Here is a 24,295-nt window from a genome sequence, read left to right on the forward strand (position 1 = left end):
CAAGGCCACGACGGGCGCCCCGGCGGGCACCCGGAGGCGGCTACCCGGCGCGCGTCGTGCCACACTCGGACCCATGCGCGTGTACCTCGGCTCGGATCATGCCGGCTACGAACTCAAGAACCACCTGGTCGAATGGCTCAAGGCCCACGGCCACGAGCCCGTCGACTGCGGGCCCCACATCTACGACGCCCAGGACGACTACCCGCCGTTCTGCCTCCGCGCCGCGGAGCGGACGGCCGGTGACCCGGACGCCCTCGGCGTCGTGATCGGCGGCTCCGGCAACGGTGAGCAGATCGCCGCGAACAAGGTGAAGGGCGTCCGTGCGGCCCTCGCCTGGAGCGAGCAGACCGCTGCGCTGGGCCGTGAGCACAACAACGCGAACGTGATCTCCATCGGTGGGCGGATGCACACGGAGGAGGAGGCGACGAAGTTCGTCGAGATCTTCCTGGCGACGCCGTACTCCAACGAGGAGCGCCACCAGCGCCGCATCGACATGCTGTCGGCCTACGAGACGTCGGGCGTGCTCCCCGCGATTCCCGCGCACCACCCGCAGCAGGACTGACCCACCCGGGGCCGACGCCTCGGGGCTCCGCCCCGGACCCCGCGGGCTCTCGTCACCAGAGCGGGGCTTGATTCGGGCTGTGCCCTTCAAGCCCCGCGGCGAGTGGGCATTTTCAGCCCCTCCGGCGATTGAGGAGCGGGGTATGGGGCAGAGCCCCAATCTTTTGAGCCCCGCCGGCGATTGAGACGCGGGGGGCAGAGCACCAGATCAAGCCCCGCTCTGGTGACGAGAGCCGGCGGGGTCCGGGGCAGAGCCCCGTGACGTCAACCACGGTTAGCCGAAAGGAACCGGCGTGCCCGAAGGCCACACGATCCACCGCCTGGCCCAGGATCACGCGACGAAATTCGCCGGCCGCAAGGCCACCGTGACCAGCCCCCAGGGCAAGTTCTCCGACGCGGCAGCGCTCCTCACCGGCCAAGAACTCACCCGCACCGAGGCCATCGGCAAGCACCTCTTCCTCGGCTTCGGCGACGAGGGCGCCTGGATCCACATCCACCTCGGCCTCTTCGGCAAGTACACCTTCGGCGACACCCCGGCTCCACCCCCCACGGACACCGTCCGCCTGCGCCTCGCGAACGACGCCCACTACGCGGACCTCCGCGGCCCCACCACCTGCGCACTCATCACGGACGCCGAGAAGCAGGCGATACACGACCGCCTCGGCCCGGACCCGCTGCGCCAGGGAGAGGACCCCGCCAGGGCCTACGCCCGGATCTCCCGCAGCCGCACCACCATCGCCGCGCTCCTCATGGACCAGAAGGTCATCGCCGGCGTCGGCAACGTCTACCGCGCCGAGGTCCTCTTCCGCCACGGCATCGACCCGTACACCCCGGGCAAGAACCTCACCGACGCCCAACTGACGGCCATCTGGGACGACTTGGTGGCGCTCATGCACGACGGCGTCCGCGCCAACCGCATCGACACCGTCCGCCCCGAGCACACCCCCGAGGCGATGAACCGCCCGCCGCGCGTCGACGACCACGGCGGCGAGGTCTACGTCTACCGGCGCGCGCCCCAGCCCTGCCACCTGTGCGGCACCGAGATCCGCACGGCGGAACTGGCGGCCCGCAACCTCTTCTGGTGCCCCACCTGCCAACCCCCGGGCGCCTACTAGAACCCGTGCGGCAGCCACGGCGCGAGCACCGAGCCGAACGCCACCGACGCCTCCGCGAGCGCTCCGGGCCGCAGCTCCCGCACCCGACCGGCCCCGGCCAGCTCCATCAGTGACACGTCACCGAGATAGGCCGCACCCAACTCCCGTACGGACAGGGCGAGATCGGCCGGCTCCTCGGTCCGCTTGCAGGACGCGCCGCCCTTCGCGTCACCCGTGAGCCGCCAACGCCCCTCGTTCCAGGGGCAGAAGGCGTCCGCCACCTCGAACACGACGTCCACGGGCGTGAGATACGTACGCGCTTCGAGTGCCCCGCCCACCTCCACCAGACGTACGTGCATCGAGTCACGCACCCGTACGCCGCACCGCCGGATGTCGGAGACCAGCGAGAACAGCGGATCGTCCACCGGCAGGTTCCCGCACTCCACGGTCTCCGTCAGGTCGATGGAGCACAGGAACCGCCACAGCGCCGCGTACGCCGCGGGCTCGACCGAGGTCACCTCGCGCACCAGGACCCGGTTGCGCTCCACTCCCTCCGCGGACTCCGGCCGGACATGGAAGCGCGCGAACCCGACCGTCTCCCCGTCCCTTTCGGCCATGACGCACTGCAGCGGCGACGCCCCGTCCCGCTCCTGCTCCGGGTCGAGCAGCGGCAGCCGCTCCCAGCCGGGCGTCCGGGCGGGCATCCCGGGCCGCGTCCCCACGGTCCGCAGATACACGGACTCGCACCGCTCGGCGCCCTCCGCCACGTCCACGTACCGCAGTCGCACCTCGTCGGCCGCGGCGGGCGCCTCGATCCGGACCTGCCGGGACTCGATGCGCACCGCGGCCTTGCGGGTCCCGATGCCGTAGCCGAACCGCCCGTAGATGACGGGTTCGGACGCCGTGAGGACCGCCAGGGGCTCGCCCCACCCTCGTACGTCGTCGAGTTGACGGCGCATCATTTCGGTCAGGATGCCGCGCCTGCGGTGCGTCGCGGCGACGCTGACCATGGTCACGCCCGCCGCGGTCACGAAGGCCCCGCCGGGCACCGCGACGCGGAACGGGAAGGCGCCCGCCGTGCCCACGCACTCGTCCCCGTCCCAGACCCCGAGCGAGCGGTCGAGGACGGTCAGCTCCCGGTAGAGCCCGCGCTCCTCGGCCGCCTCGGCCACTCCGCCGAAGGCCCGCTCCAGCTTCCCGTACCAGTGGTCCCACTCGCTGTCCCGCAAGGTGCGCAGATCGGTCGCCATACGCCATCCCTACCAGGGCGGGCAGCGGCGGGCGAGGGAATTTACTCCCTGTACCGGGGCTGTACCGGGGCTGACGGGCGTGCCCGGAAAGGGGGACAAGTGGGACCTCCCGTGCACAGGTCCGGGCCCGGTGGATAAGGTCCACGAACAATGGCGGTACGACGAGAGCGGCGTGGGCGCGCACAGCGCGCGGAGGCCGATACGTTCCCGGCCCGGTTGAGAATGCGTGTCCACCGGGTCCGCACAGCCGTGCGCAAATCCGGAGTGGACTACTTCCGCGGGGACGGCTCGGACTGGATCGCGCTCGTCGGGCTGCTCATCACCATCCCGGTGATCGCCTTCGCCACCATCCTCAACCCGGTGTGGTGCGCCCCCGCGGTCCTCGTCCTGCCGATCGTCGCGGGCGGCCTGCTGCTGCGCCCCGCCAGCCTGCTCGGCCTGTACGCGGCGGCGGCCGCGGCGCTGATCGTGGAATCGTTCCAGCTGGGCCCCTACACGCAGCGCGCGGCCGGGGTCACGCCCGGCACCGTGCTCACGGTCGCGGCCTGCGGGTTCTTCGGCCTGCTCATCGCCCAGTTCCGCAGCCGGGTCGGCGTGCCCTGGAGGCGCGGCGGAACGATGCTCTTCGACCTGCGCGAACGTATCCGCACGCAGAGCCGGCTGCCCAAGCTGCCGCCGGGCTGGCACCGCGAGATGGCGCTGCGCCCGGCGGGCGGCCAGTCGTTCTCCGGTGACTTCGTGGTGGCCGCCCGTACGAACAACGGCCGCACGCTGGAGGTCGTCCTCACGGACGTGTCCGGCAAGGGCATGGACGCGGCCTCGCGTGCGCTGCTGCTCGCCGGCGCCTTCAGCGGTCTGCTCGGCTCGCTGCCGCCGCACGCCTTCCTGCCCGCGGCCAACGGCTATCTGCTCCGCCAGGACTGGGACGAGGGCTTCGCGACCTCGATCCACCTCGTCCTCGACCTGGAGTCCGGGGACTACGAGCTGTACTCCGCGGGCCATCCGCCGGGCCTCCAGCTCAGCGCGGGCACGGGCCGCTGGGAGGAGAAGGCGGCCGAGGGCCCGCTCCTCGGCGTCTACGACGGGGCCGAATTCGACGCCACGAAGGGGACGTTGCGCCCCGGTGACGTGCTGATGCTGTTCACGGACGGCCTCGTCGAGACCTCCGAGCGGGACATCAGCGAGGGCATGGACCGCCTCACCGGGGAAGCCGACCGGTATGTGACCGGCGGCTTCCACGGCGCGGCCTGGCACCTCATCGAGGCGGTGGCCAAGGACGTCAACGACGACCGGGCGTTGCTGCTGATCTGTCGGGACGCGTGAGGGTTTCGACACCCCAGCGCCCTGCACCCCAGGCCGCTACACCCCGGCGCCGACCCGTGGCTCCTCCGTCATGAGCTGACGCTCCTTGATCGGCAGGACCCTGGCCAGCCACCCGGACCGGCCCGCGGCCAGCGGTCCGAGGACCGCGAGCAGCAGCACGTACCCCGCGATGAACGGCGAGAGCCGCTCGTCGAGCCCGGCGGCCGCGGCCATCGTGGCGAGGATCAGCGCGAACTCTCCGCGCGCGAGGAGCGTGGTCGAGATGTTCGCGGCGGGCCCGGACCCGAATCCGTAGATCTTCGCCGCCCCGAGTCCCGCGAGCACGTTCATGACGAGTGTCAGCGCGACCGCCGCGAGCACCGGCCACAGCACGCTCGGCAGGTCACCGGGGTCGATGGAGAGACCGAACCCGAAGAAGAAGATCGCGCCGAAGGCGTCCCGCAGCGGGTGCACCAGCTTCATGATCCGCTCGCCGGAGGCGGTGGACCCGAGCATCAGGCCGACCATGAACGCCCCGATGGCGTCGGCGACCCCGAACCACTCGGAGACCCCGGCCACGAACACCGCGGCACCGAGGAAGGAGATGACGAGGAGCTCGTCGTCCTTGGTGTTGAACAGCTTGCCGACGACCCGCGTGCCGAAGCGCGCCGCGAGGGCGAGCAGCAGCAGGAACCCGAAGGCCTTGCCGCCGTCGAGCACGGCCGCCGACAGCGAGTCGGCCCCGGACAGGATCGGCTGCAACGCGGCCAGATACAGGGCGAGGAAGATGTCCTCGACCACGATGATCCCGAGGATCGGCTTGGTCTCGGGGTTCCCGAGCCGGCCGGTGTCGACAAGGACCTTGGTGACGATCGCGGACGACGAGATGCCGAGCACCCCGGCGAGGACCAGAGCTTCGGATGTGCCCCAGCCGAGGGCGAATCCGAAACCGAGGCCGGCGCCGACGTTCAGCGCGAGGTACGTCCCGCCGGCGAGGGCCATCTTGCGGCCGCCCGTCTTCAGGTCGTCCATGTGGAACTCGAGGCCGAGATAGAAGAGCAGAAGTACGAGGCCGAGCGCGGAGAGCATCTCCAGGTCGTGCGGGTCGGAGAGCAGCACGACGCCCGGCGTGTGGGGGCCGAGCAGGGTCCCGGCCAGGATGAACAGGGGAATGGTGGGGAGGCCTATCCGCCCTCCCAGGCGGGCGAGGACGGCTGCCGCGAGAAAGGCGCCGCCCATGGCGATCAAGGTGTCTGCGTGTCCGATGGGCCCGTTCCTCCTTGGTCTTGAAGCCGTACGTAAAGGTCGAGATGTCGACCAGAGGCTTTGGTCAAGAGAGCGTCAAGAAAACGTCAATACTTAGCTTACCAAAGGACCTGCGGGCCCAGTTCTGAGCCGTGTGAGAGGGTCGGCGGCATGCTCACGCTGAAGGAAGTCGAGGCCCTCGCGCGGCAGGCCCACCAAGGCCAGAAGGACAAGGCGGGCCGCCCGTACGCGGAGCATCTGGCGGCCGTGGCCGAAGGCACGCGGGCCAGGGGAGGCAGCGAGGCCCAGATCGCCGCGGCATGGCTGCACGACGCGATCGAGGACGACGCGCTCACGGAGGAGTGGCTGGACGCGGCCCCGCTCCCGGCGGAGACGAAGGCGGTCGTCCGCGCGCTGACCAAGCGCAAGGGCGAGCCCCCGGAGGCGTACGCGCGGCGCATCCTCGCGACCCCCGGCGCCCGCCTGGTCAAGGAGGCGGACCTGGCCCACAACGCGGACCCGGGCCGCCTCGCCGTCCTCGACGAGCCGACCCGGGACCGACTGGCACAGAAGTACGCGACGATGCGAGCGCTGCTGGGGATCGCCTGATTTTTACGGCCGTGAAAGTCGTAACGGCCCTACGGCAGGATCGAGTCCACGTAACCGCCGTCCACCCGCAGGGCCCCGCCCGTCGTGGCGCTGGAGAGGTCGGAGGCCAGGTAGACCACCATGTTCGCGATCTCCTCGGGCTCGATGAGCCGTTGCAGCAGGGACTGCGGGCGGTGCTCGCGCATAAAGGCCCGCTGCGCCTCGTCCCAGGGCAGGGAGCGGTCGACCAGTTCGTAGACGAAGTCCTCGACGCCGCCCGTGTGGGTGGGACCCGCGATGACGGAGTTGACGGTCACGCCACTGCCGGCGGCTTGCTTGGCAAAGCCGCGGGTCACGGACAGCAGCGCCGTCTTGGACATCCCGTAGTGGATCATCTCGGCGGGGATCACGACGGCCGAGTCGCTGGCGATGTTCTGGATCCGGCCCCAGCCGCGCTCGGTCATGCCGGGCAGATAGTGGCGGATCAGCCGGACCGCGGCCAGCACGTTGACCTCGAAGTAGCGGCGCCACTCGGCGTCGGTGATCTCCAGCGGGTCGGCGGAGCCGAAGATGCCCAGGTTGTTGACGAGGATGTCGATGTGGGGGAGCGCCTCGGCGGCGTCCCGCAGGCCGTCCTCCGTGGTGACGTCGGCCGCGACCGGCACCAGGTCCGCCTCGGGTGCTTCGGCGCGGATGCGGGACACGGCCTCGTCCACGCGCTCCCGCGTCCGGCCGTTGACGCCGACGCGGGCCCCGGACCGGGCGAGGCCCGTCGCGATGGCGGCGCCGATGCCCTGGGTGGATCCGGTGACCAGGGCGGTGCGTCCCGTCAGATCGATCTGCATGGGGCCGGGCTCCTCGTGGTTCGGGTAAGGGCGGGCGGGTTGGCTTCCCGTCCCACCCTTACCCGAACCACGTCAGGCGCGCTGCCTGGCCCGTGCCGTCTCGGTGGCGTCCTTCTTGAACGCCCACGGCATCTTCGGCTCCATGGCGAAACGGAAGACGCGCTGCACCGGTGGCGTGCACAGGGCGGTGACGACCGCACCGGCGATGAGCGTGACGGCGACCTCGCCGTACGGGGTGTGGGTCCAGTCCGCGTCGAACCAGCCCCAGAACCGGGAGCCCTTCGCCAGGAACCCGTGCAGCAGATAGCCGTACAGCGTTCCGGCGCCGAGCACCGTGAACCACATCTTGCGGCCCGGCACCCACGCGAAGAAGCACGCGGTGAGCACGATCGAGCAGCCGAACAGGGCGAGCGTCATGACGACGCCGACCCACCAGGGAACGCCCAGCTCCTGCGCGCTGTCGCGGTGGTAGAACCACACCGACGTCATGCGCGGAGCCGCCCAGTAGGCGAGCAGGAAGGCGCACGCCGCGATCGGCAGGGACAGGATCCGCACCTCGCGCCGCCGCACGAGCTGGAAGTGCTCGGGCTTCAGGAACAGGCCGAGTACGAAGAACGGCAGGAACTGCAGTACGCGCTGCAGGTCCAGGTCGTCGCCGATGTCGGGGGAGACGGAGGCGAGCACGGCGATCGCGATGGAGAGCGGGATCGGCCAGCGGACGACCTTCCACAGCGGCGTGGTGAGCCGCCAGATGAACAGCGCGACGAGGAACCAGGTCAGGAACCACGGGTCGAGCAGGCTGATCGGATGGCCGGGGTCGTTGTCCGCGTACTTCTTGAAGATGCTGTACGCGACCTCGAAGATCACGTAGGGCACGGCGACGCCGGTGATGAGGCGCCGCAGCCGGTCGGGCCGCATGTCGAAGCTGCGCGAGAAATAGCCGGAGATGATGATGAACGCCGGCATGTGGAACGTGTAGACGATCTCGTACAGCGCCTCGGCGGTACGGCTGCCGTCCGTCAGCGGTTCCCAGGAGTGGCCCATCGCGACGAAGACGATGGCCAGGTATTTGGCGTTGTCGAAGAACGCGTCGCGCTGCTTGGGCTTGGGGGAGTCGGCCGGAGCGGGGGCCGGTTTCTGCTGGGGCCGGGGAGCGGCTTCAGCCGTGGGCCGCGCGGTCGGTGGGAGCGGGGTGCGGTGCGAGCCCTGCGGGTGCAGCGAGTTGGTCACAGGCCCTCCCACCAGGAACTCGGGGAGATCGTGGGGGGCCGCACTGCGCCGGTGGGGATGATGGCAGTGTGGAACATCTGAGGCACCTTAGTGCGGCCCCTGTGATTTCGTAAAACCATCAACTCGATTCCTCCTTGGTGTTTCCAGGTACCCCGTTTGTGCGGAAGATGACAGGGAGTTTGTGCGGTTGTGCCCCACTGGTTTGCCCGCCTCCGGTGGGATGACCGATTCGTCCCGTACGGCTTGGTCAGTAATTGGACATCGCATTTCCTTGATTTTCCTGTGTGCAAACCAAGGGGAAACTGAGAGAAGGCCTGCAGGTCGTGGTGACGGCGGGCGCGTGGGGCGGCCGGGACGATAGAAACGATCAAGCCGAAACCAGCCGGTACATGGCCGACGATGCGTCACGGGCCGCATAGGGGCGCCGGGTTGGTGGCACGATGGTTCTGGCGGGGGGTGGGGCTGTACCCCCCGGGCCGGGAGAGCGGACCGACCTAGGGTGTGATCAGTGTGGCCATTTCGCTGTCAGTGGTGCTGTTGTTGGCGATCGTCCTCGTCGTCCTCATGCGCGGCGGCTCGATCAAGGCGGGACCCGCCATAGTGGCGGTGCTCTTCGGCTTCTTCCTCGCATCGACCGGAATGGCGCCTGCGATCAACAACTTCCTCAACTCGGTCGCGGACAGCATCAGCGCGATCAATTTCTGAGGCGGCGGCCAGGACGCCCGGCCGAGGTCCGCGAAAAAGCCTCCGGCCCGGTCCACGAGGAGTGGATCCGGGCCGGAGGCTTTTCACGAGAGCGGGCGACGGGAATCGAACCCGCGTAGCTAGTTTGGAAGACTAGGGCTCTACCATTGAGCTACGCCCGCACGGCTGCACCGCAGGTCGGTGACCGCGGCACGCAGGCATCGTAGCGGGTCGAGGGCGCCGAGTGCACACCCTCTTTCTCACGGCCCGCAGCGCGGGAGCCGCACGGCCTGCAGGCATGTACCCTACGTGTCGCACCGACGGGGTGTGGCGCAGCTTGGTAGCGCGTCCGCTTTGGGAGCGGAAGGCCGTGGGTTCAAATCCCGCCACCCCGACCAGCGTTCGGGCGCAGGCCGCGAGGCCGCCCCGGGGTTCTCCAAGATCGCATTGTGGGTCCGCAGCGGCGTGCCGTTACTATGCAAGCTGCATGCCCGTGTGTCTCTTAAGCCGGGCACGATCCCAGAAGTCAGCCCCCAAGGAGACCCACCGTGAAGAGCGCCGTCGAGACCCTGAACCCGACCCGGGTTCGGCTCAGCATTGAGGTGCCCTTCGAGGAGCTCAAGGACAGCCTCGACGCGGCGTACAAGAAGATCAACCAGCAGGTCACGGTGAAGGGCTTCCGCAAGGGCAAGATCCCGGCCCGCGTCATCGACCAGCGCTTCGGCCGCGGCGCGGTTCTCGAAGAGGCTGTCAACGACGCGCTCCCGAAGTTCTACACCGAGGCCGTCAACGAGGCGGAGCTCAACGTCCTCGGCCAGCCCGAGGTCGACATCACGGACCTGAAGGACGGCGAGACGCTGAACTTCACCGCTGAGGTCGACGTCCGCCCGACGATCGAGATCCCGGACTACTCCGGCATCGAGGTCGAGGTCGACGCCACCGAGGTCACCGAAGAGGACGTCGACAAGGCCGTCGAGCAGCTGCGCGACCGCTTCGCCTCCACCGCGCCGGTCGAGCGCGCCGCCGAGGACGGCGACGTCGTGACGATCGACCTGGAGGCCAAGGTCGAGGGCGAGGTCCTCGAGGACGGCGTCGCCTCCGGTGTCTCGTACACCATCGGCTCGGGCGAGCTCCTTGACGGCATCGACGACGCCGTCAAGGGCCTGGAGGCCGGTGGCGAGGCCACCTTCACCTCCGAGCTCAAGGGCGGCTCCGCCGAGGGCAAGGACGCCGAGGTCACCGTCAAGGTGAGCCAGGTCGCCAAGCGCGAACTGCCGGAGCTGGACGACGAGTTCGCGCAGCTCGCCTCCGAGTTCGACACCCTCGACGAGCTGAAGGCCGACAGCCGCAAGCGCCTCGAGAACCAGAAGCTGAACGACCAGGCCACGCAGGCCCAGGAGCGCGTCCTGGAGAAGCTGCTCGAGCTGGTCGAGGTCCCCGTCCCGGAGAAGCTGCTCGAGGACGAGGTCCAGACCCGCAAGCACAACCTCGAGAACCACCAGCTCGCCCAGATGGGCCTGAACCTCGAGAAGTTCCTCGAGATCCAGGGCAAGACGGTCGAGGAGTTCGACGCCGAGACGAGCGAGCAGGCCGTCAAGGGCATCAAGACGCAGTTCGTCCTCGACGAGCTCGTCAACAAGGAGAAGCTGAACGTCAGCCAGGAGGAGCTCACCGAGCACCTCATGCGCCGCGCCGCTTCCTCCGGCATGTCCCCCGACCAGTTCGCCCAGGCCGTCGTCGAGGGTGGCCAGGTCCCGATGCTGGTCGGCGAGGTCGCCCGCGGAAAGGCCCTTGCCACGGTCGTCGAGGCCGCCACGGTCAAGGACACCAACGGCGAGATCGTCGACCTCTCGGACGACGACGAGGAGGAGACGGAGGCCACCGAGGCTGCCGCCGAGGCCTCCGAGTCCACCGAGGCCGAGGCCAAGTAGGCGCTCCGCTCAGGAACGTGACTGAGGCCCCCGGAACCGTCACGGTTCCGGGGGCCTCAGTGCCCCGTAAGGGGCGCGGGGAACTGCGCGCCCAGCCCCGGTGGGGCGCAAGTCGCGTCGTCCCCGAGCCTCTGTGGCCGCCTGCGGTCATGCACGGGGATTGCGCAGTTCCCCGCGCCCCTGACGGGGCGCTTCCACCCCGCCCGCACGCGAGTGCAACGTACCTGCGCTCACAGCGAACAGTTCCACTCGCGGGATTCCCCGGAGGGGGCCGCGCGTTAGGGTCCATGAAGAGGAGGGCAGGGGAGTCGCGAGCGTGACCCCCGGCCCCAGCTAAAGACGCGAGACGGCGCGTAGCCGTCAGAGACGAGCAGGTGGATCCGTGACGAATCTGATGCCTTCCGCCGCAGGCGAGCCGTCCATCGGTGGTGGCCTCGGCGACCATGTCTACAACCGGCTGCTCGGCGAGCGCATCGTCTTCCTCGGCCAGCAGGTCGACGACGACATCGCGAACAAGATCACCGCACAGATGCTGCTCCTTGCCGCAGACCCGGACAAGGACATCTTCCTGTACATCAACAGCCCCGGCGGCTCGGTGACGGCCGGCATGGCGATCTACGACACCATGCAGTACATCCCGAACGACGTCGTCACCATCGGCATGGGTATGGCCGCCTCCATGGGCCAGTTCCTGCTGACCGGCGGCTCGGCGGGCAAGCGCTTCGCGCTGCCGCACACCGACATCCTGATGCACCAGGGCTCCGCGGGCATCGGCGGTACCGCCTCGGACGTGAAGATCCAGGCCGAGTACCTGCTGCGCACGAAGAAGCGCATGGCCGAGATCACCGCCCGCCACTCGGGCCAGAGTGTCGAGACGATCATCCGTGACGGTGACCGCGACCGCTGGTTCACCACCGAGGAGGCCAAGGAGTACGGCCTCATCGACGAGATCATCACTGCCGCTACGGGCGTTCCGGGCGGCGGCGGCACCGGCGCCTGATCCTCGCGATCACGTCGGCACAGCCAGCCAAGCCCACCTTCACCAGGACGGAACACCGACCATGAACAACTTCCCCGGCAGCGGCCTGTACCAGGGCCCCCAGGTCGACAACCGCTACGTGGTGCCGCGCTTCGTCGAGCGCACCTCGCAGGGCGTGCGCGAGTACGACCCGTACGCGAAGCTCTTCGAGGAGCGCATCATCTTCCTCGGCGTGCAGATCGACGACGCGTCGGCCAACGACGTCATGGCGCAGCTGCTGTGCCTGGAGTCGATGGACCCGGACCGCGACATCTCCATCTACATCAACAGCCCCGGCGGCTCGTTCACGGCCCTCACGGCCATCTACGACACGATGCAGTTCGTGAAGCCGGACATCCAGACGGTCTGCATGGGCCAGGCCGCCTCCGCGGCCGCCGTCCTGCTGGCCGCCGGCACCCCGGGCAAGCGCATGGCGCTGACCAACGCGCGCGTGCTGATCCACCAGCCCTCCGGCGGCACCGGCCGTGAGCAGCTCTCCGACCTGGAGATCGCGGCCAACGAGATCATGCGTATGCGTGCGCAGCTGGAAGACATGCTGGCCAAGCACTCGACGACGCCGATCGAGAAGATCCGCGACGACATCGAGCGCGACAAGATCCTCACGGCCGAGGACGCGCTCGCGTACGGCCTGGTCGACCAGGTCGTCTCGACGCGCAAGATGAACAACGAGGCGATCGCGTAACAACCGCTGTATCGTCTGCCGTCCCCTTGGCACGGTCCACGTCAAAGTGAACCGTGCCAAGGGGGGCCCGAACGGGGGGCCCGGCAAGGTACCGTCGGATACAGGCACCAGGAGCCGCTGAACGTGGCGTCTCCCAGGCGAAGGGGAAGCACCTCGTGGCACGCATCGGTGACGGCGGCGATCTGCTCAAGTGCTCGTTCTGCGGAAAGAGTCAGAAGCAGGTCAAGAAGCTCATCGCAGGCCCCGGTGTGTACATCTGCGACGAGTGCATCGACCTCTGCAACGAGATCATCGAGGAAGAGCTCGCGGAGACGAGCGAAGTGCGCTGGGAGGAACTGCCCAAGCCGCGCGAGATCTACGAGTTCCTCGAGAGCTACGTCGTAGGACAGGAAGCCGCCAAGAAGGCCCTGTCCGTAGCGGTGTACAACCACTACAAGCGCGTCCAGGCCGGCGAGAACGGCGGGGCGAACGGGCGGGACGACGCGATCGAACTCGCGAAGTCCAACATCCTTCTCCTCGGCCCGACCGGCTCCGGCAAGACGCTCCTCGCACAGACGCTGGCGCGCATGCTCAACGTCCCGTTCGCCATCGCCGACGCGACGGCGCTGACGGAGGCGGGCTACGTCGGCGAGGACGTCGAGAACATTCTGCTCAAGCTGATCCAGGCGGCCGACTACGACGTCAAGAAGGCCGAGACCGGGATCATCTACATCGACGAGATCGACAAGGTCGCCCGCAAGTCGGAGAACCCGTCGATCACGCGTGATGTGAGCGGTGAGGGTGTGCAGCAGGCGCTCCTCAAGATCCTCGAGGGGACCAGCGCCTCGGTTCCGCCGCAGGGCGGCCGCAAGCACCCGCACCAGGAGTTCATCCAGATCGACACGACGAACGTGCTGTTCATCGTGGGCGGCGCGTTCTCCGGTCTGGAGAAGATCATCGAGTCGCGGGCGGGCGCCAAGGGCATCGGCTTCGGCGCGACCCTGCACTCCAAGCGCGAGCTCGACGAGAAGGACCAGTTCCAGGAGGTCATGCCGGAGGACCTGGTGAAGTTCGGGATGATCCCGGAGTTCATCGGCCGGCTCCCGGTCATCACCGCGGTCCAGAACCTCGACCGTGAGGCGCTGCTCCAGATCCTCGTCGAGCCGAAGAACGCTCTGGTGAAGCAGTACGAGCGGCTCTTCGAACTCGACGGTGTGGAGCTGGACTTCGAGCGCGAGGCGCTCGAGGCCATCGCCGACCAGGCGATCCTGCGCCGCACCGGCGCGCGAGGACTGCGCGCCATCATGGAGGAGGTCCTCCAGTCGGTGATGTACGAGGTCCCGTCCCGCAAGGATGTGGCCCGCGTCGTCATCACCGCGGACGCCGTCCACTCGAACGTGAACCCGACGCTGATCCCGCGCGACGCCCGCGGTGGCGGCAGCGGCGAGCAGAAGTCGGCGTAGCGGAACGCCAGTCGACAACGCCAGTAGTCAACGCCAGTCGGCACGAGAAGGGCCCCGGTCGGAGATCCGACCGGGGCCCTTCTCATGCGCGTTCCTGCCGTAAGGCCGTCAGGACTTGACGCGCACCTCGTTGCGCAGCTTCGCCGTCGTGTCGGCCGCCTCGCTCAGCGGCTGCTCCTTCTTCGAGATGATGGCGCCGCTGTCGGAGTACACGATGTACGTGACCGTGCTGTGGTCACCCCAGATGCACATCGGCATCTTGAAGCTCGACGGCACGCCCGCGGTGGACGAACTGCCGCCGGGCATCTCGTACTTGGCGTTCTGGCACTTCATGACGCCGTTCTTGAAGCCGGTCGGCTCGAACTTCTGGGGCGAGCCCTCGAAGGAGACCTTGGCGCCGCTCGCGCCGCCGGCCTCTTCCTTGGACTTCTTCTCCATCTCGGTGAACATCGAGTCGACGACCTTCTCCGGGTCCTCGATCTTGCCGTAGACGCCACCGAAGTTGATCGCCTTGACCGAGGTGCCGGAGCCCGCCTTGTAGCTGGCGTTCACGCTCTTGGGGTCGGTCACGCCCCACTTCTTGGCCTCCTCCAGGTCGCTGTCGCTGAAGGTGCCGCTGCTGGAGGTGTTCGAGCTGCTCTTCTGGTACTCGCCGAGGACCGTGGACGGCGTCGTCAGCTTGTGCTGGCCGTCGTCCGCCACGGACCCGCCGCCACTGCCGCTGTCACCGCCACCGAAGATGAAGTAGCCCCCCACCCCGAGAGCCGCCACCACGACGACCGCGCCGAGCACGATGCCCAGCACCTTCTTGTTGCCGCCCCCGCCGGTGGGCGGCTGCTGCGGGTACTGGCCGTACGGAGCCTGCTGCGGCTGACCGTACGGGCCCGGCTGCTGGGGCTGGCCGTAACCGCCGGGCGCCTGCTGCGGCGGCTGGCCGTACGGGCCCGGCGGCTGCTGGGGCGGAACGCCCTGGGGAGCCTGCTGGGGCGGCTGCTGCGGGTAACCGTAGCCGGGCTGCGGCGCCTGCGGCGGCTGGCCGTACGGACCCGGCTGCTGCGGCTGACCGTAGGGTCCAGGCTGCTGGGGCTGCTGGCCGTAGGGGCCCGGCTGCTGGGGCGGCTGGTTCCCGTACGGGCCCGGCTGGTTGTGGCTCATTACTGGCGTTCCCTCCCGTTGCTTATGTGCTGCCGACATCCTGACGTACGTGGGTGCGATCCGTTCCACCGGATTCGGTTTCAGTACGAGCTTGTAACCCCTCTAAACTGGCTCCGTGACCGAGAACTCTCAGCAGCAGACCCCAGCGCCCACCTCCGAACTGCCGACCCAGTACGCGCCGGCCGAAGTAGAGGGGCCGCTGTACGAGCGCTGGGTAGAGCGCGGTTACTTCGATGCCGATCCCAAGAGCGAGAAGCCGCCGTACACGATCGTCATCCCGCCGCCGAACGTCACGGGCTCCCTGCACCTGGGCCACGCCTTCGAGCACACGCTGATCGACGCCCTCACCCGCCGCAAGCGCATGCAGGGCTACGAGACGCTGTGGCAGCCCGGCATGGACCACGCCGGCATCGCCACGCAGAACGTGGTGGAGCGCGAGCTCGCCAAGGAGGGCCTGTCCCGGCACGACCTGGGCCGTGAGGCGTTCGTCGAGCGGGTCTGGCAGTGGAAGGCCGAGTCCGGCGGCCAGATCGCCGGTCAGATGCGCCGCCTGGGCAACGGTGTGGCGTGGAGCCGCGACCGCTTCACCATGGACGAGGGCCTGTCCCGCGCGGTCCAGACCGTCTTCAAGAAGATGTTCGACGACGGCCTGATCTACCGCGCCGAGCGCATCAGCAACTGGTGCCCGCGCTGCCTGACGGCCATCTCGGACATCGAGGTGGACTACCAGGACGACGACGGCGAGCTCGTCTCCATGAAGTACGGCGAGGGCGAGGACACCATCGTCGTCGCGACCACCCGCGCCGAGACGATGCTGGGCGACACCGCGGTCGCCGTCCACCCGGACGACGAGCGGTACGCGCACCTGATCGGCAAGCAGATCAAGCTGCCGCTGACCGGGCGCACGATCCCCGTCGTCGCGGACACGCACGTCGACCCGGAGTTCGGCACCGGCGCCGTCAAGGTCACCCCTGCCCACGACCCGAACGACTTCGCGATCGGCCAGCGCCACGACCTCGAGGCGCTCGAAGTCCTGGACGAGCGCGGCGTCATCACCGCCCACGGCCCCTTCGAGGGCCTCGACCGCTTCGAGGCGCGCTCCGCGATCGTCGCCGCGCTGCGGGCCGAGGGCCGCATCGTCGCCGAGAAGCGGCCGTACGTGCACTCGGTCGGGCACTGCTCGCGGTGCAAGACGACGCTGGAGCCGCGGCTCTCGCTGCAGTGGTGGGTGAAGGTCGAGACGCTCGCCAAGGCCGCGGGCGACGCGGTCCGCGACGGCCGGGTGAACATCCACCCCGCCGACCTGTCGCAGCGCTACTTCGACTGGGTCGACAACCTCAACGACTGGTGCATCTCGCGCCAGCTGTGGTGGGGCCACCGCATCCCCGTCTGGCACGGCCCGAACGGCGAGACCGTCTGCGTCGGCCCCGACGAGCAGGCGCCGAGCGGCGAGGGCTGGCACCAGGACACCGACGTCCTGGACACCTGGTTCTCGTCCGGCCTGTGGCCCTTCTCGACGCTGGGCTGGCCGGAGCAGACCGAGGACCTGGCCAAGTTCTATCCGAACTCGGCCCTGGTCACCGGCTACGACCTGATGTTCTTCTGGGTCGCCCGGATGATGATGTTCGGTCTGTACGCGATGGACGGCGAGATCCCCTTCAAGACCATCGCGTTCCACGGCATGGTGCGTGACGAGCACGGCAAGAAGATGTCGAAGTCCTTCGGCAACGCGGTCAACCCGCTGGACTGGATGGACACCTACGGCTCCGACGCGCTGCGGTTCACGCTCGCGCGCGGCGCCAACCCCGGCATCGACGTCCCGATCGGCGAGGACTGGGTCCAGGCGTCCCGCAACTTCGCCAACAAGATCTGGAACGCGACGCGCTTCGCGCTCATGAACGGCGCGACCGTCGAGGGCCCGCTGCCTCAGGCGTCCGAGATGACGGCGACGGACCGCTGGATCCTCTCCCGCCTGAACAAGACGGTCGCCGAGGTCGACGCGTTCTACGACGACTACCAGTTCGCGAAGCTCTCCGACGCGCTCTACCACTTCGCGTGGGACGAGGTCTTCGACTGGTACGTCGAGCTGTCGAAGACGACGTTCATGGCGGGCGGCGAGCCGGCGAAGGTGTCGAGCCGGGTCCTCGGCGAGGTCCTGGACGTCATGCTGCGCCTGCTGCACCCGGTGGTCCCGTTCGTCACCGAGACGCTGTGGACGACGCTCACGGGCGGCGAGTCCGTGGTCATCGCCGACTGGCCGACCGACAGTGGCTTCCGCGACGAGGCCGCCGAGCAGGAGATCGCGACGCTCCAGCAGGTCGTCACCGAGGTCCGCCGCTTCAAGGGCGACCAGGGCCTCAAGGCGGGCCAGCGCGTCCCGGCCCGTCTCACCCTGGACGGCACCGCGCTCGCCGCGCACGAGCCGGCGATCCGCCAGCTGCTCAAGCTGCAGCCGGAGGGCGAGGGCTTCGCGGCCACCGCCACGCTGCCGGTCGCGGGCGCCGAGGTGGCGCTCGACCTGTCCGGCGCGATCGACGTGGCGGCGGAGCGCAAGCGCCTCGCCAAGGACCTCGCCGCCGCCGAGAAGGACAAGGCGCAGTCCGAGGGCAAGCTGGGCAACGAGGCGTTCCTCGCCAAGGCCCCTGACCACGTGGTCGACAAGATCAAGGGCCGGCTCGCCAAGGCGGACGAGGACATCGCCCGCATCCAGGCGCAGCTTGACCGGCTGCCGCAGGCGTGACCTGACCGTACGCCTCTGAGGGCCCCGGAGCCGCAGGGTTCCGGGGCCCTCGTGCGTCCGCCGTCGCCCGTCCTTGGCGGCGGCACGAGATGCCCGGACGTACCCGGCCAAGGTAAGAAAGGGGCATACCGGGCGCACGTACGCGGAGATGAGGCGCATGCACGACGAGGCCGACGGGGCGGCGGCGAGCGGGGCGGCGACGAGTGTCGCGGGCCGTCGCCTCGGCCGCCTCTGGTCGCGCCTGGAGCGCTGGCGCGGCACCCCGCACGCCGTCGACCTCGTCACGGCCGCCGGCTGCTTCGCCCTGATGGGCCTGGACATCCCGGGCCTCGCCAGAGCGGACAACGCGCTCAACGGGACGTCCGCCACGCTCGTGCTCGCCCTCGGCGCCGCGACACTGCTGCTGCGCAGGCACGGGCCGTGGGGGCCCTGGCTGTCGTTCGCCGTCGGGATGGTCTTCCTCGGCTGGCTGCACGATGTGACCCTGATCCAGTTCGCCCTGTACTCCGTGGCCCGCTACCGGGGCCGGGGCTCCGGCATCCTCGCCTGCTGCGCCTACCTCGTCTGGGCCTGTGCCGCGTTCGCGCTCTTCGAATGGCCCGCGCACCGGGGCGGCGAGAGCGTCAGCCAGTTCCTCGCCCTCGCCGTGCCCATAGGCGTGCTCGCCACCGGCGTCGGCATCGCCGCGCGCCGTATCGACCTCGTCCGCGCCCTGGAGGCCAAGGGCGCCGAGACCGCGCTGCTCCAGGCCGTGCAGCAGGAGCGCTCCGACGTCGCGGGCGACGTGCACGACTTCGTGGGCCGCGAGCTGACGATGCTGTCGGTGCGGGCGGAGGTGCTCTCACGGCGGGCCCGCGGCGAGCACTGGGAGCAGGACTTCGACGAGCTGTCCGAGACGGCGCGGCGGGCCCACCTGCTGCTCAACGAGATCGTCGTGCGCCGCGGCAGCGGAGGCGGCGCCCCCACCCCCGGCCTCGACGCGCTGCCCCGGCTCGCCGAGGAGAGCGCGGCGGCCGGCAACGAGGTCACGGTCGACGTGGACGCCGCCGCCCGAGCCCAGTCCCCGCTGCGCCAGGCCGCGGTCTACCGCGTCGTCCAGGAGTGCCTCACGAACGCCGCGAAACACGCCCCTGGCCAGCCGGTGACGGTGACCGTAGCGGTCTCGGCGAACCGCCTCCACGCCACGGTCACGAACCCGCTCCCGACGCACACCCCGACGACGGCCCCCGTCTCGGCGGGTACAGGCACGGCCGGCATGTCGGAACGCGTCCTGTCCCTGGGCGGCACGTTCAGCGCAGGCCGAACAGACCAGTCCACCTACGAGGTCGAAGCCACCTTCCCGGCAAGGACGTAGTGGGTTTCTTTTAGGGGCGCGGGGAACTGCGCAAACGCAACCACAGCGCACCGCACCCGCCAGCGAAACCCGGCCCAGAGGGCGACTCACGCCGCAAGCATCCGCTGCAACCCATCGAAGTCCTCCACACACTTCCCGCACCCCAACGCGACGGAGTCCAACGGCTCGTCCGCCACGAACACCGGAATCCCCGTGCCGGAGGCAATCCGCAGATCAAGGCCCGGCAGCAACGCACCCCCACCCGTCAGCACGATCCCGTGCTCCATCACGTCCCCCGACAACTCCGGAGGACACTCCTCCAACGTCGCCTTCACCGCGGCGATCACCGACTCCACCGGCTCATCGAGCGCCGCCCGCACCTCCCGCACCGTCAGCTCGACCGTCTTCGGCAGGCCCACCACCTTCTCCCGCCCCCGCACGGTGAACGCCCGCATCTCGAACGCGTCCTCGCCGGGCACCGGCCACGCCGAGCCGATCGCGACCTTGATGTCCTCGGCCGTGCGCTCCCCGATCAGCAGCCCGTGCTCCTTGCGCACGTAGTCCGTGATCGCCTCGTCGAAGCGGTCGCCACCGACCCGCAGCGACTGCGAAGTGACCACGCCGCCAAGGGAGATGACGGCGACCTCGCTCGTGCCGCCGCCGATGTCCACGACCATCGACCCGCGCGCGTCCGCCACCGGGAGCCCCGCCCCGATCGCCGCCGCCATCGGCTCCTCGATCAGGTGCACGGCCTTCGCCCCGGAACGCTGCGCCGCGTGCACGATGGCCCGCCGCTCCACGGGCGTGACCCCGCTCGGCACGCACACCACCATGCGCGTACGGGGCCGCCGCCCCGGCACCGCCTTGCGGACGAAGTGCCGGATCATCGCCTCGGCCGCCTCGTAGTCGCTGATCACGCCGTCCCGCAGCGGCCGGATCGCGGTGATCGACCCGGGCGTGCGCCCGATGGTCTCCTTCGCCTCGCTGCCCACGGCGAGCACGTCACCGCGGCCACCGCCCTTGCCGGAGCCGCCCTTGCCGGAGCCGCTCTTGCCGGAGCCGGCCTTCACGGCGACGACCGACGGTTCGTTCAGCACGATGCCCTGACCGCGCACGTAGAGAAGGGTGTTGGCGGTGCCGAGATCGATGCCTATGTCCATGATCAGCAAGTTTGCCGGGCGGATGGGCGTTCCGGAGGGACCAAGGTCCTGAAACGGACAGGCCGAAAGTCCCGAACCGGGACGTCGGGTGGCGTCGGGCGCGCTGTCGGTGGACCTCCGTAGACTGGCGTGCGTGAGTGACCTCCCCCCGCGCGACAGCAGCGACCCCGGCTTCCCCGACAACCCCGACGACGCCGACCAGTTCGAAGAGATCGTCGGCGAAGAGACCACCCGCGACCCCGACCTCGCGGTGATCGAGGCGGGCAGCCGCACCCTGCGCACCCAGTCGGCCCCGCCGCAGGGCGACGGCATCCCGGCCCGCCCGCAGGACCCCGAGGTGGAGAAGGCGCTGCGGGTGGTGGAGGCGGAGCTCGCCACCCGCTGGGGCGAGACGAAGCTGGAGCCGTCCGTCGACCGCATCGCGGCGCTGATGGACGTGCTGGGCGAGCCGCAGCGCGCGTACCCCTCGATCCACATCACGGGCACGAACGGCAAGACGTCCACGGCCCGCATGATCGAGGCCCTGCTCACGGCCTTCGACCTGCGCACCGGCCGGTACACGTCGCCGCACGTCCAGTCGATCACCGAGCGGATCAGCCTGGACGGCGCCCCGATCGACCACGAGCGCTTCATCGAGACGTACGACGACATCAAGCCGTACGTCGAGATGGTCGACGCCCGGCAGGAGTACCGCCTCTCGTTCTTCGAGGTGCTGACCGGCATGGCCTACGCGGCCTTCGCGGACGCCCCGGTGGACGTGGCGGTCGTCGAGGTCGGCATGGGCGGCAGCTGGGACGCGACGAACGTGATCGACGGATCGGTCGCGGTCATCACCCCCATCGACCTCGACCACACCGACCGGCTCGGTGAGACGCCCGGCGAGATCGCCGGCGAGAAGTCCGGGATCATCAAGCAGGACGCCTCCGTGATCATGGCTCAGCAGCCCGTGGACGCGGCGCAGGTGATCCTGAAGAAGGCCGTGGAGACGGACGCGACCGTGGCCCGCGAGGGCCTGGAGTTCGGCGTCGTCCGCCGCGAGGTCGCCGTCGGCGGCCAGTTGGTGACCTTGCGCGGGCTCGGCGGCGAGTACGAGGACATCTTCCTGCCGCTGCACGGCGCGCACCAGGCGCACAACGCGGCGGTGGCGCTCTCCGCCGTCGAGGCGTTCTTCGGCATCGGCTCGCAGCACGCGCGCCCGCTCGACATCGACACCATCCGCACCGCGTTCGCCTCGGCCACCTCGCCGGGCCGCCTGGAGGTCGTGCGCCGCTCGCCGACGGTCGTGCTCGACGCCGCGCACAACCCGGCGGGCGCCCGTGTCACCGCCGAGGCGATCGGCGAGGTCTTCGACTTCAGCCGCCTCATCGGTGTCGTGGGCGCCAGTGGTGACAAGAACGTACGGGGGCTCCTCGAGGCCTTCGAGCCGATCTTCGCGGAGGTCGTCGTCACGCAGAATTCCAGCCACCGGGCCATGGACGCCGACGAGTTGGCGGGCATCGCGGTGGAGGTCTTCGGCGACGAGCGCGTCCAGGTCGAGCCGCGCCTCGACGACGCGCTGGAGGCTGCGATCACGCTCGCCGAGGAAGAGGGCGAGTACGCGGGCGGGGGAGTGCTCGTCACCGGTTCCGTGATCACGGTCGGCGAAGCCCGGCTGCTCCTGGGGAAGGGCTGATCGCCGTGCGTATTCTCTGTTCCTCGACCCTGCTCGCCGAGTTCTTCGTCATCGGCTTCGCCGGGCTCGTCGCCATGAAGGACCCCGATCTGTCGGCCGGCCTGGTGTGGACGGTCAGCGGCGTCGCGATGCTGCTCAGCGTGCTGCTGTGCGGCATGGTGACGCGGCCGGGCGGCGTGCAGCTCGGCTGGGCGCTGCAGATCGCCCTGATCATCAGCGGCTTCTTCGTCCCGGTCATGTTCTTCCTCGGCGCCTGCTTCGCCGGCCTGTGGTGGGCCTCGGTCCACTTCGGCCGCAAGGTCGACGAGGCCAAGGCCCGCTGGGCCGCGCAGGCGGAGGCGTAGGAGGGGCGGGCGCGGTGCCGCCCGCCTGCCGGGCCGATGGTCACGCCCTGTAACCTCGGGCGTCACCGCACATCCAGGCCTACAAGGAGTTCCGCGAATGACCCAGCGCACGCTCGTCCTGCTCAAGCCCGACGCCGTCCGCCGCGGCCTGATCGGCGAGATCATCGGCCGCATCGAGCGCAAGGCCGGCTGGACGATCAGCGCGCTCGAACTGCGCAGCCTGAGCCAGGAGACGCTGGAGGCGCACTACGGCGAGCACAAGGGCAAGCCCTTCTACGAGCCGCTGGTCGACTTCATGTCCTCGGGACCTGTGGTCGCGCTGGTCGTCGAGGGTGAGCGCGTGATCGACGGCGTACGCCAGCTGGCCGGGCCCACGGACCCGATCGCCGCCGCGCCCGGTTCGGTCCGTGGCGACTTCGGCACCATTGTTCGTGAGAACCTGATCCACGCCTCCGACTCCGAGGAGTCGGCGGCACGTGAGCTGAAGCTTTTCTTCCCGGATTTCGCGTAACGGGTCGAAGGGTCGGAAATCCGGTCTTCTCGTATTCCGGACTTCGGCTCACTCGCGTGAGACACCCGGTGTCCGCTCCATGAGACCGGCGAGTTCGTTTTCTGATGCCGCGTCAGTCACGGAGCGCCACTGACCAGGAGCGGCCCGAGAATTCGGGCCGCTCTTTTGCATATGCGGCCCGATTGGGGGAACGCACTCCTCCGTCGGGACGTCCCCATTAGCGGGGCGGGGACTCCCATGCTGACAATGGCGAAGACCCTCGCGCCGTGATCGTGCAGGCGAGACTACGATGGAGCCTCCACGCCACACCGCGTCCACCTCTCGCCTACCTGACAAGCCATCAAACGCTCCACTTGGGAAGGCCAGACGAATCCTGATGGGGAACTCAATGTCGTTCATCGGCCGTGACATGGCTGTCGACCTCGGGACCGCCAACACGCTGGTGTACGTCAGGGGTCGAGGGATCGTGCTCAATGAGCCGTCCGTGGTCGCCATCAACACCAACACCGGTGGCATCCTCGCGGTCGGCGCCGAAGCCAAGAAGATGATCGGGCGTACGCCGGGCAACATCGTGGCGGTCCGCCCGCTGAAGGACGGCGTGATCGCCGACTTCGAGATCACCGAGCGCATGCTCCGCTACTTCATCCTGAAGGTGCACAAGCGGCGCTACCTCGCCCGGCCCCGAGTCGTCGTCTGCGTGCCGTCCGGCATCACCGGCGTCGAGCGCCGCGCGGTCATCGAGGCCTCTTCGCAGGCCGGTGCCCGCCAGGTGCACATCATCGAGGAGCCCATGGCCGCGGCCATCGGCTCCGGCCTCCCGGTCCACGAGGCCACGGGCAACATGGTGGTGGACATCGGCGGCGGCACCACCGAGGTCGCGGTGATCTCGCTCGGCGGAATCGTCACGGCGCAGTCCATCCGCGTCGCGGGCGACGAGCTGGACAACGCGATCATCCAGCACATCAAGAAGGAGTACTCGCTCCTCCTCGGTGAGCGCACCGCCGAACAGATCAAGATCACGATCGGCTCCGCGTACGACCTCGACTCCGACGAACACACCGAGATCCGCGGCCGCGACCTGGTGTCCGGCCTGCCGAAGACCGTCGTCATCTCGGCGGCGGAAGTCCGCAAGGCGATCGAGGAACCGGTCAACGCGATCGTCGACGCCGTGAAGACCACCCTCGACAAGTGCCCGCCCGAGCTGTCCGGTGACGTAATGGACCGCGGCATCGTTCTCACCGGTGGCGGCGCCCTGCTGCGCGGCCTCGACGAGCGGCTGCGTCGTGAGACCGGGATGCCGATCCATATCGCCGAGGACCCGCTGGACAGCGTGGCGCTCGGTTCCGGCAAGTGCGTCGAGGAGTTCGAGGCGCTCCAGCAGGTTCTGGACGCCTCGCCGCGCAGATGATGTGAAGTGAAAACGTCCGCCGTACGAGTGCCTGCCACCTCGTGCGGCGGATCGTTGATATATAGGCAAGGCATAAGAA

Annotated in this window: 21 protein-coding genes and 2 tRNA genes; 16 read left to right on the plus strand and 7 right to left on the minus strand. The window is 69.3% G+C overall.

What is annotated here, in order from left to right; all coding sequences use genetic code 11:
* The first annotated feature begins 73 nt into the window (after nt 1–73).
* Both ACOKM3_RS27115 and ACOKM3_RS27120 read left to right on the plus strand, forming a co-directional pair.
* Nucleotides 74–562, plus strand: coding sequence for a ribose-5-phosphate isomerase (locus ACOKM3_RS27115; protein WP_266719637.1), 489 nt, complete (start codon nt 74–76; stop codon nt 560–562).
* 292 nt (nt 563–854) lie between these two features.
* Nucleotides 855–1,676: an Fpg/Nei family DNA glycosylase gene (locus ACOKM3_RS27120; RefSeq protein ID WP_426903639.1), complete on the plus strand. Its 822-nt coding sequence runs from the start codon at nt 855–857 to the stop codon at nt 1,674–1,676.
* Here ACOKM3_RS27120 and ACOKM3_RS27125 read toward each other — a convergent pair.
* Nucleotides 1,673–2,905, minus strand: a complete 1,233-nt coding sequence (locus tag ACOKM3_RS27125; RefSeq protein WP_426903640.1) for a GNAT family N-acetyltransferase — start codon at nt 2,903–2,905, stop codon at nt 1,673–1,675. The genes ACOKM3_RS27120 and ACOKM3_RS27125 overlap by 4 nt on opposite strands.
* A gap of 150 nt (nt 2,906–3,055) precedes the next feature.
* Here ACOKM3_RS27125 and ACOKM3_RS27130 point away from each other — a divergent pair, with 150 nt between their 5' ends.
* Nucleotides 3,056–4,228 (plus strand): PP2C family protein-serine/threonine phosphatase, encoded by a 1,173-nt coding sequence (locus tag ACOKM3_RS27130; RefSeq protein ID WP_426903641.1) that lies wholly within the window; start codon nt 3,056–3,058, stop codon nt 4,226–4,228.
* A 36-nt stretch (nt 4,229–4,264) separates the two neighbouring features.
* Here ACOKM3_RS27130 and ACOKM3_RS27135 read toward each other — a convergent pair whose 3' ends face one another.
* Complete coding sequence (locus ACOKM3_RS27135; protein ID WP_426903642.1) at nt 4,265–5,446, minus strand: cation:proton antiporter; 1,182 nt, start codon at nt 5,444–5,446, stop codon at nt 4,265–4,267.
* Nucleotides 5,447–5,623: 177 nt separating this feature from the next.
* Here ACOKM3_RS27135 and ACOKM3_RS27140 point away from each other — a divergent pair, with 177 nt between their 5' ends.
* Complete coding sequence (locus ACOKM3_RS27140; RefSeq protein WP_426903643.1) at nt 5,624–6,061, plus strand: HD domain-containing protein; 438 nt, start codon at nt 5,624–5,626, stop codon at nt 6,059–6,061.
* Between the two features lie 29 nt (nt 6,062–6,090).
* Here ACOKM3_RS27140 and ACOKM3_RS27145 read toward each other — a convergent pair whose 3' ends face one another.
* Nucleotides 6,091–6,885: an SDR family NAD(P)-dependent oxidoreductase gene (locus ACOKM3_RS27145; protein ID WP_426903644.1), complete on the minus strand. Its 795-nt coding sequence runs from the start codon at nt 6,883–6,885 to the stop codon at nt 6,091–6,093.
* 72 nt (nt 6,886–6,957) lie between these two features.
* Nucleotides 6,958–8,115 (minus strand): acyltransferase family protein, encoded by a 1,158-nt coding sequence (locus ACOKM3_RS27150; protein WP_426903645.1) that lies wholly within the window; start codon nt 8,113–8,115, stop codon nt 6,958–6,960.
* A 510-nt stretch (nt 8,116–8,625) separates the two neighbouring features.
* Here ACOKM3_RS27150 and ACOKM3_RS27155 point away from each other — a divergent pair.
* A complete protein-coding gene (locus tag ACOKM3_RS27155; RefSeq protein WP_255971564.1) occupies nt 8,626–8,820 on the plus strand; it encodes a hypothetical protein in 195 nt (64 codons plus the stop codon).
* Nucleotides 8,821–8,910: 90 nt separating this feature from the next.
* Here ACOKM3_RS27155 and ACOKM3_RS27160 read toward each other — a convergent pair.
* Nucleotides 8,911–8,981: transfer RNA gene (locus ACOKM3_RS27160), tRNA-Gly, on the minus strand.
* Nucleotides 8,982–9,120: 139 nt separating this feature from the next.
* On the opposite strand from ACOKM3_RS27160, the gene ACOKM3_RS27165 reads away from it, so the two are divergent.
* The 5 genes from ACOKM3_RS27165 to clpX all read left to right on the plus strand — a co-directional run bounded on the left by ACOKM3_RS27165 (nt 9,121) and on the right by clpX (nt 13,893).
* A tRNA-Pro gene (locus tag ACOKM3_RS27165) sits at nt 9,121–9,197 on the plus strand.
* A gap of 150 nt (nt 9,198–9,347) precedes the next feature.
* Complete coding sequence (gene tig / locus ACOKM3_RS27170) at nt 9,348–10,730, plus strand: trigger factor (RefSeq protein WP_426903646.1); 1,383 nt, start codon at nt 9,348–9,350, stop codon at nt 10,728–10,730.
* Between the two features lie 394 nt (nt 10,731–11,124).
* Entirely contained in the window at nt 11,125–11,730 is a 606-nt protein-coding gene (locus ACOKM3_RS27175) for an ATP-dependent Clp protease proteolytic subunit (RefSeq protein ID WP_266725478.1), read from the plus strand.
* A gap of 61 nt (nt 11,731–11,791) precedes the next feature.
* Nucleotides 11,792–12,451, plus strand: a complete 660-nt coding sequence (locus ACOKM3_RS27180) for an ATP-dependent Clp protease proteolytic subunit (protein ID WP_266719658.1) — start codon at nt 11,792–11,794, stop codon at nt 12,449–12,451.
* 155 nt (nt 12,452–12,606) lie between these two features.
* The gene (gene clpX, locus ACOKM3_RS27185) at nt 12,607–13,893 is read left to right on the plus strand and encodes an ATP-dependent Clp protease ATP-binding subunit ClpX (RefSeq protein WP_426903647.1); all 1,287 of its coding nucleotides are present in this window, start codon (nt 12,607–12,609) and stop codon (nt 13,891–13,893) included.
* A gap of 108 nt (nt 13,894–14,001) precedes the next feature.
* On the opposite strand, the gene ACOKM3_RS27190 is transcribed toward clpX, so the two are convergent.
* Nucleotides 14,002–15,048: a hypothetical protein gene (locus tag ACOKM3_RS27190; protein WP_426903648.1), complete on the minus strand. Its 1,047-nt coding sequence runs from the start codon at nt 15,046–15,048 to the stop codon at nt 14,002–14,004.
* Between the two features lie 115 nt (nt 15,049–15,163).
* Here ACOKM3_RS27190 and ACOKM3_RS27195 point away from each other — a divergent pair, with 115 nt between their 5' ends.
* Both ACOKM3_RS27195 and ACOKM3_RS27200 read left to right on the plus strand, forming a co-directional pair.
* The gene (locus ACOKM3_RS27195; protein WP_426903649.1) at nt 15,164–17,788 is read left to right on the plus strand and encodes a valine--tRNA ligase; all 2,625 of its coding nucleotides are present in this window, start codon (nt 15,164–15,166) and stop codon (nt 17,786–17,788) included.
* Nucleotides 17,789–17,945: 157 nt separating this feature from the next.
* The gene (locus ACOKM3_RS27200) at nt 17,946–19,142 is read left to right on the plus strand and encodes a sensor histidine kinase (protein WP_426903650.1); all 1,197 of its coding nucleotides are present in this window, start codon (nt 17,946–17,948) and stop codon (nt 19,140–19,142) included.
* An 86-nt stretch (nt 19,143–19,228) separates the two neighbouring features.
* On the opposite strand, the gene ACOKM3_RS27205 is transcribed toward ACOKM3_RS27200, so the two are convergent.
* Nucleotides 19,229–20,281 (minus strand): rod shape-determining protein, encoded by a 1,053-nt coding sequence (locus ACOKM3_RS27205; RefSeq protein WP_426903651.1) that lies wholly within the window; start codon nt 20,279–20,281, stop codon nt 19,229–19,231.
* A gap of 133 nt (nt 20,282–20,414) precedes the next feature.
* Between ACOKM3_RS27205 and folC the strand changes: the two genes are divergently transcribed.
* The 4 genes from folC to ACOKM3_RS27225 all read left to right on the plus strand — a co-directional run bounded on the left by folC (nt 20,415) and on the right by ACOKM3_RS27225 (nt 24,216).
* Nucleotides 20,415–21,953 (plus strand): bifunctional tetrahydrofolate synthase/dihydrofolate synthase, encoded by a 1,539-nt coding sequence (gene folC / locus ACOKM3_RS27210; protein WP_426903652.1) that lies wholly within the window; start codon nt 20,415–20,417, stop codon nt 21,951–21,953.
* A 5-nt stretch (nt 21,954–21,958) separates the two neighbouring features.
* Nucleotides 21,959–22,297, plus strand: a complete 339-nt coding sequence (locus tag ACOKM3_RS27215; RefSeq protein WP_327663373.1) for a DUF4233 domain-containing protein — start codon at nt 21,959–21,961, stop codon at nt 22,295–22,297.
* A gap of 97 nt (nt 22,298–22,394) precedes the next feature.
* Nucleotides 22,395–22,808: a nucleoside-diphosphate kinase gene (gene ndk / locus ACOKM3_RS27220; RefSeq protein WP_327663374.1), complete on the plus strand. Its 414-nt coding sequence runs from the start codon at nt 22,395–22,397 to the stop codon at nt 22,806–22,808.
* A 388-nt stretch (nt 22,809–23,196) separates the two neighbouring features.
* Nucleotides 23,197–24,216, plus strand: a complete 1,020-nt coding sequence (locus tag ACOKM3_RS27225; RefSeq protein ID WP_266719674.1) for a rod shape-determining protein — start codon at nt 23,197–23,199, stop codon at nt 24,214–24,216.
* The last annotated feature ends 79 nt before the right edge of the window (nt 24,217–24,295 follow it).

Origin of the sequence: Streptomyces nidicola (assembly GCF_050106155.1) — a bacterium.
GTDB lineage: Bacteria > Actinomycetota > Actinomycetes > Streptomycetales > Streptomycetaceae > Streptomyces.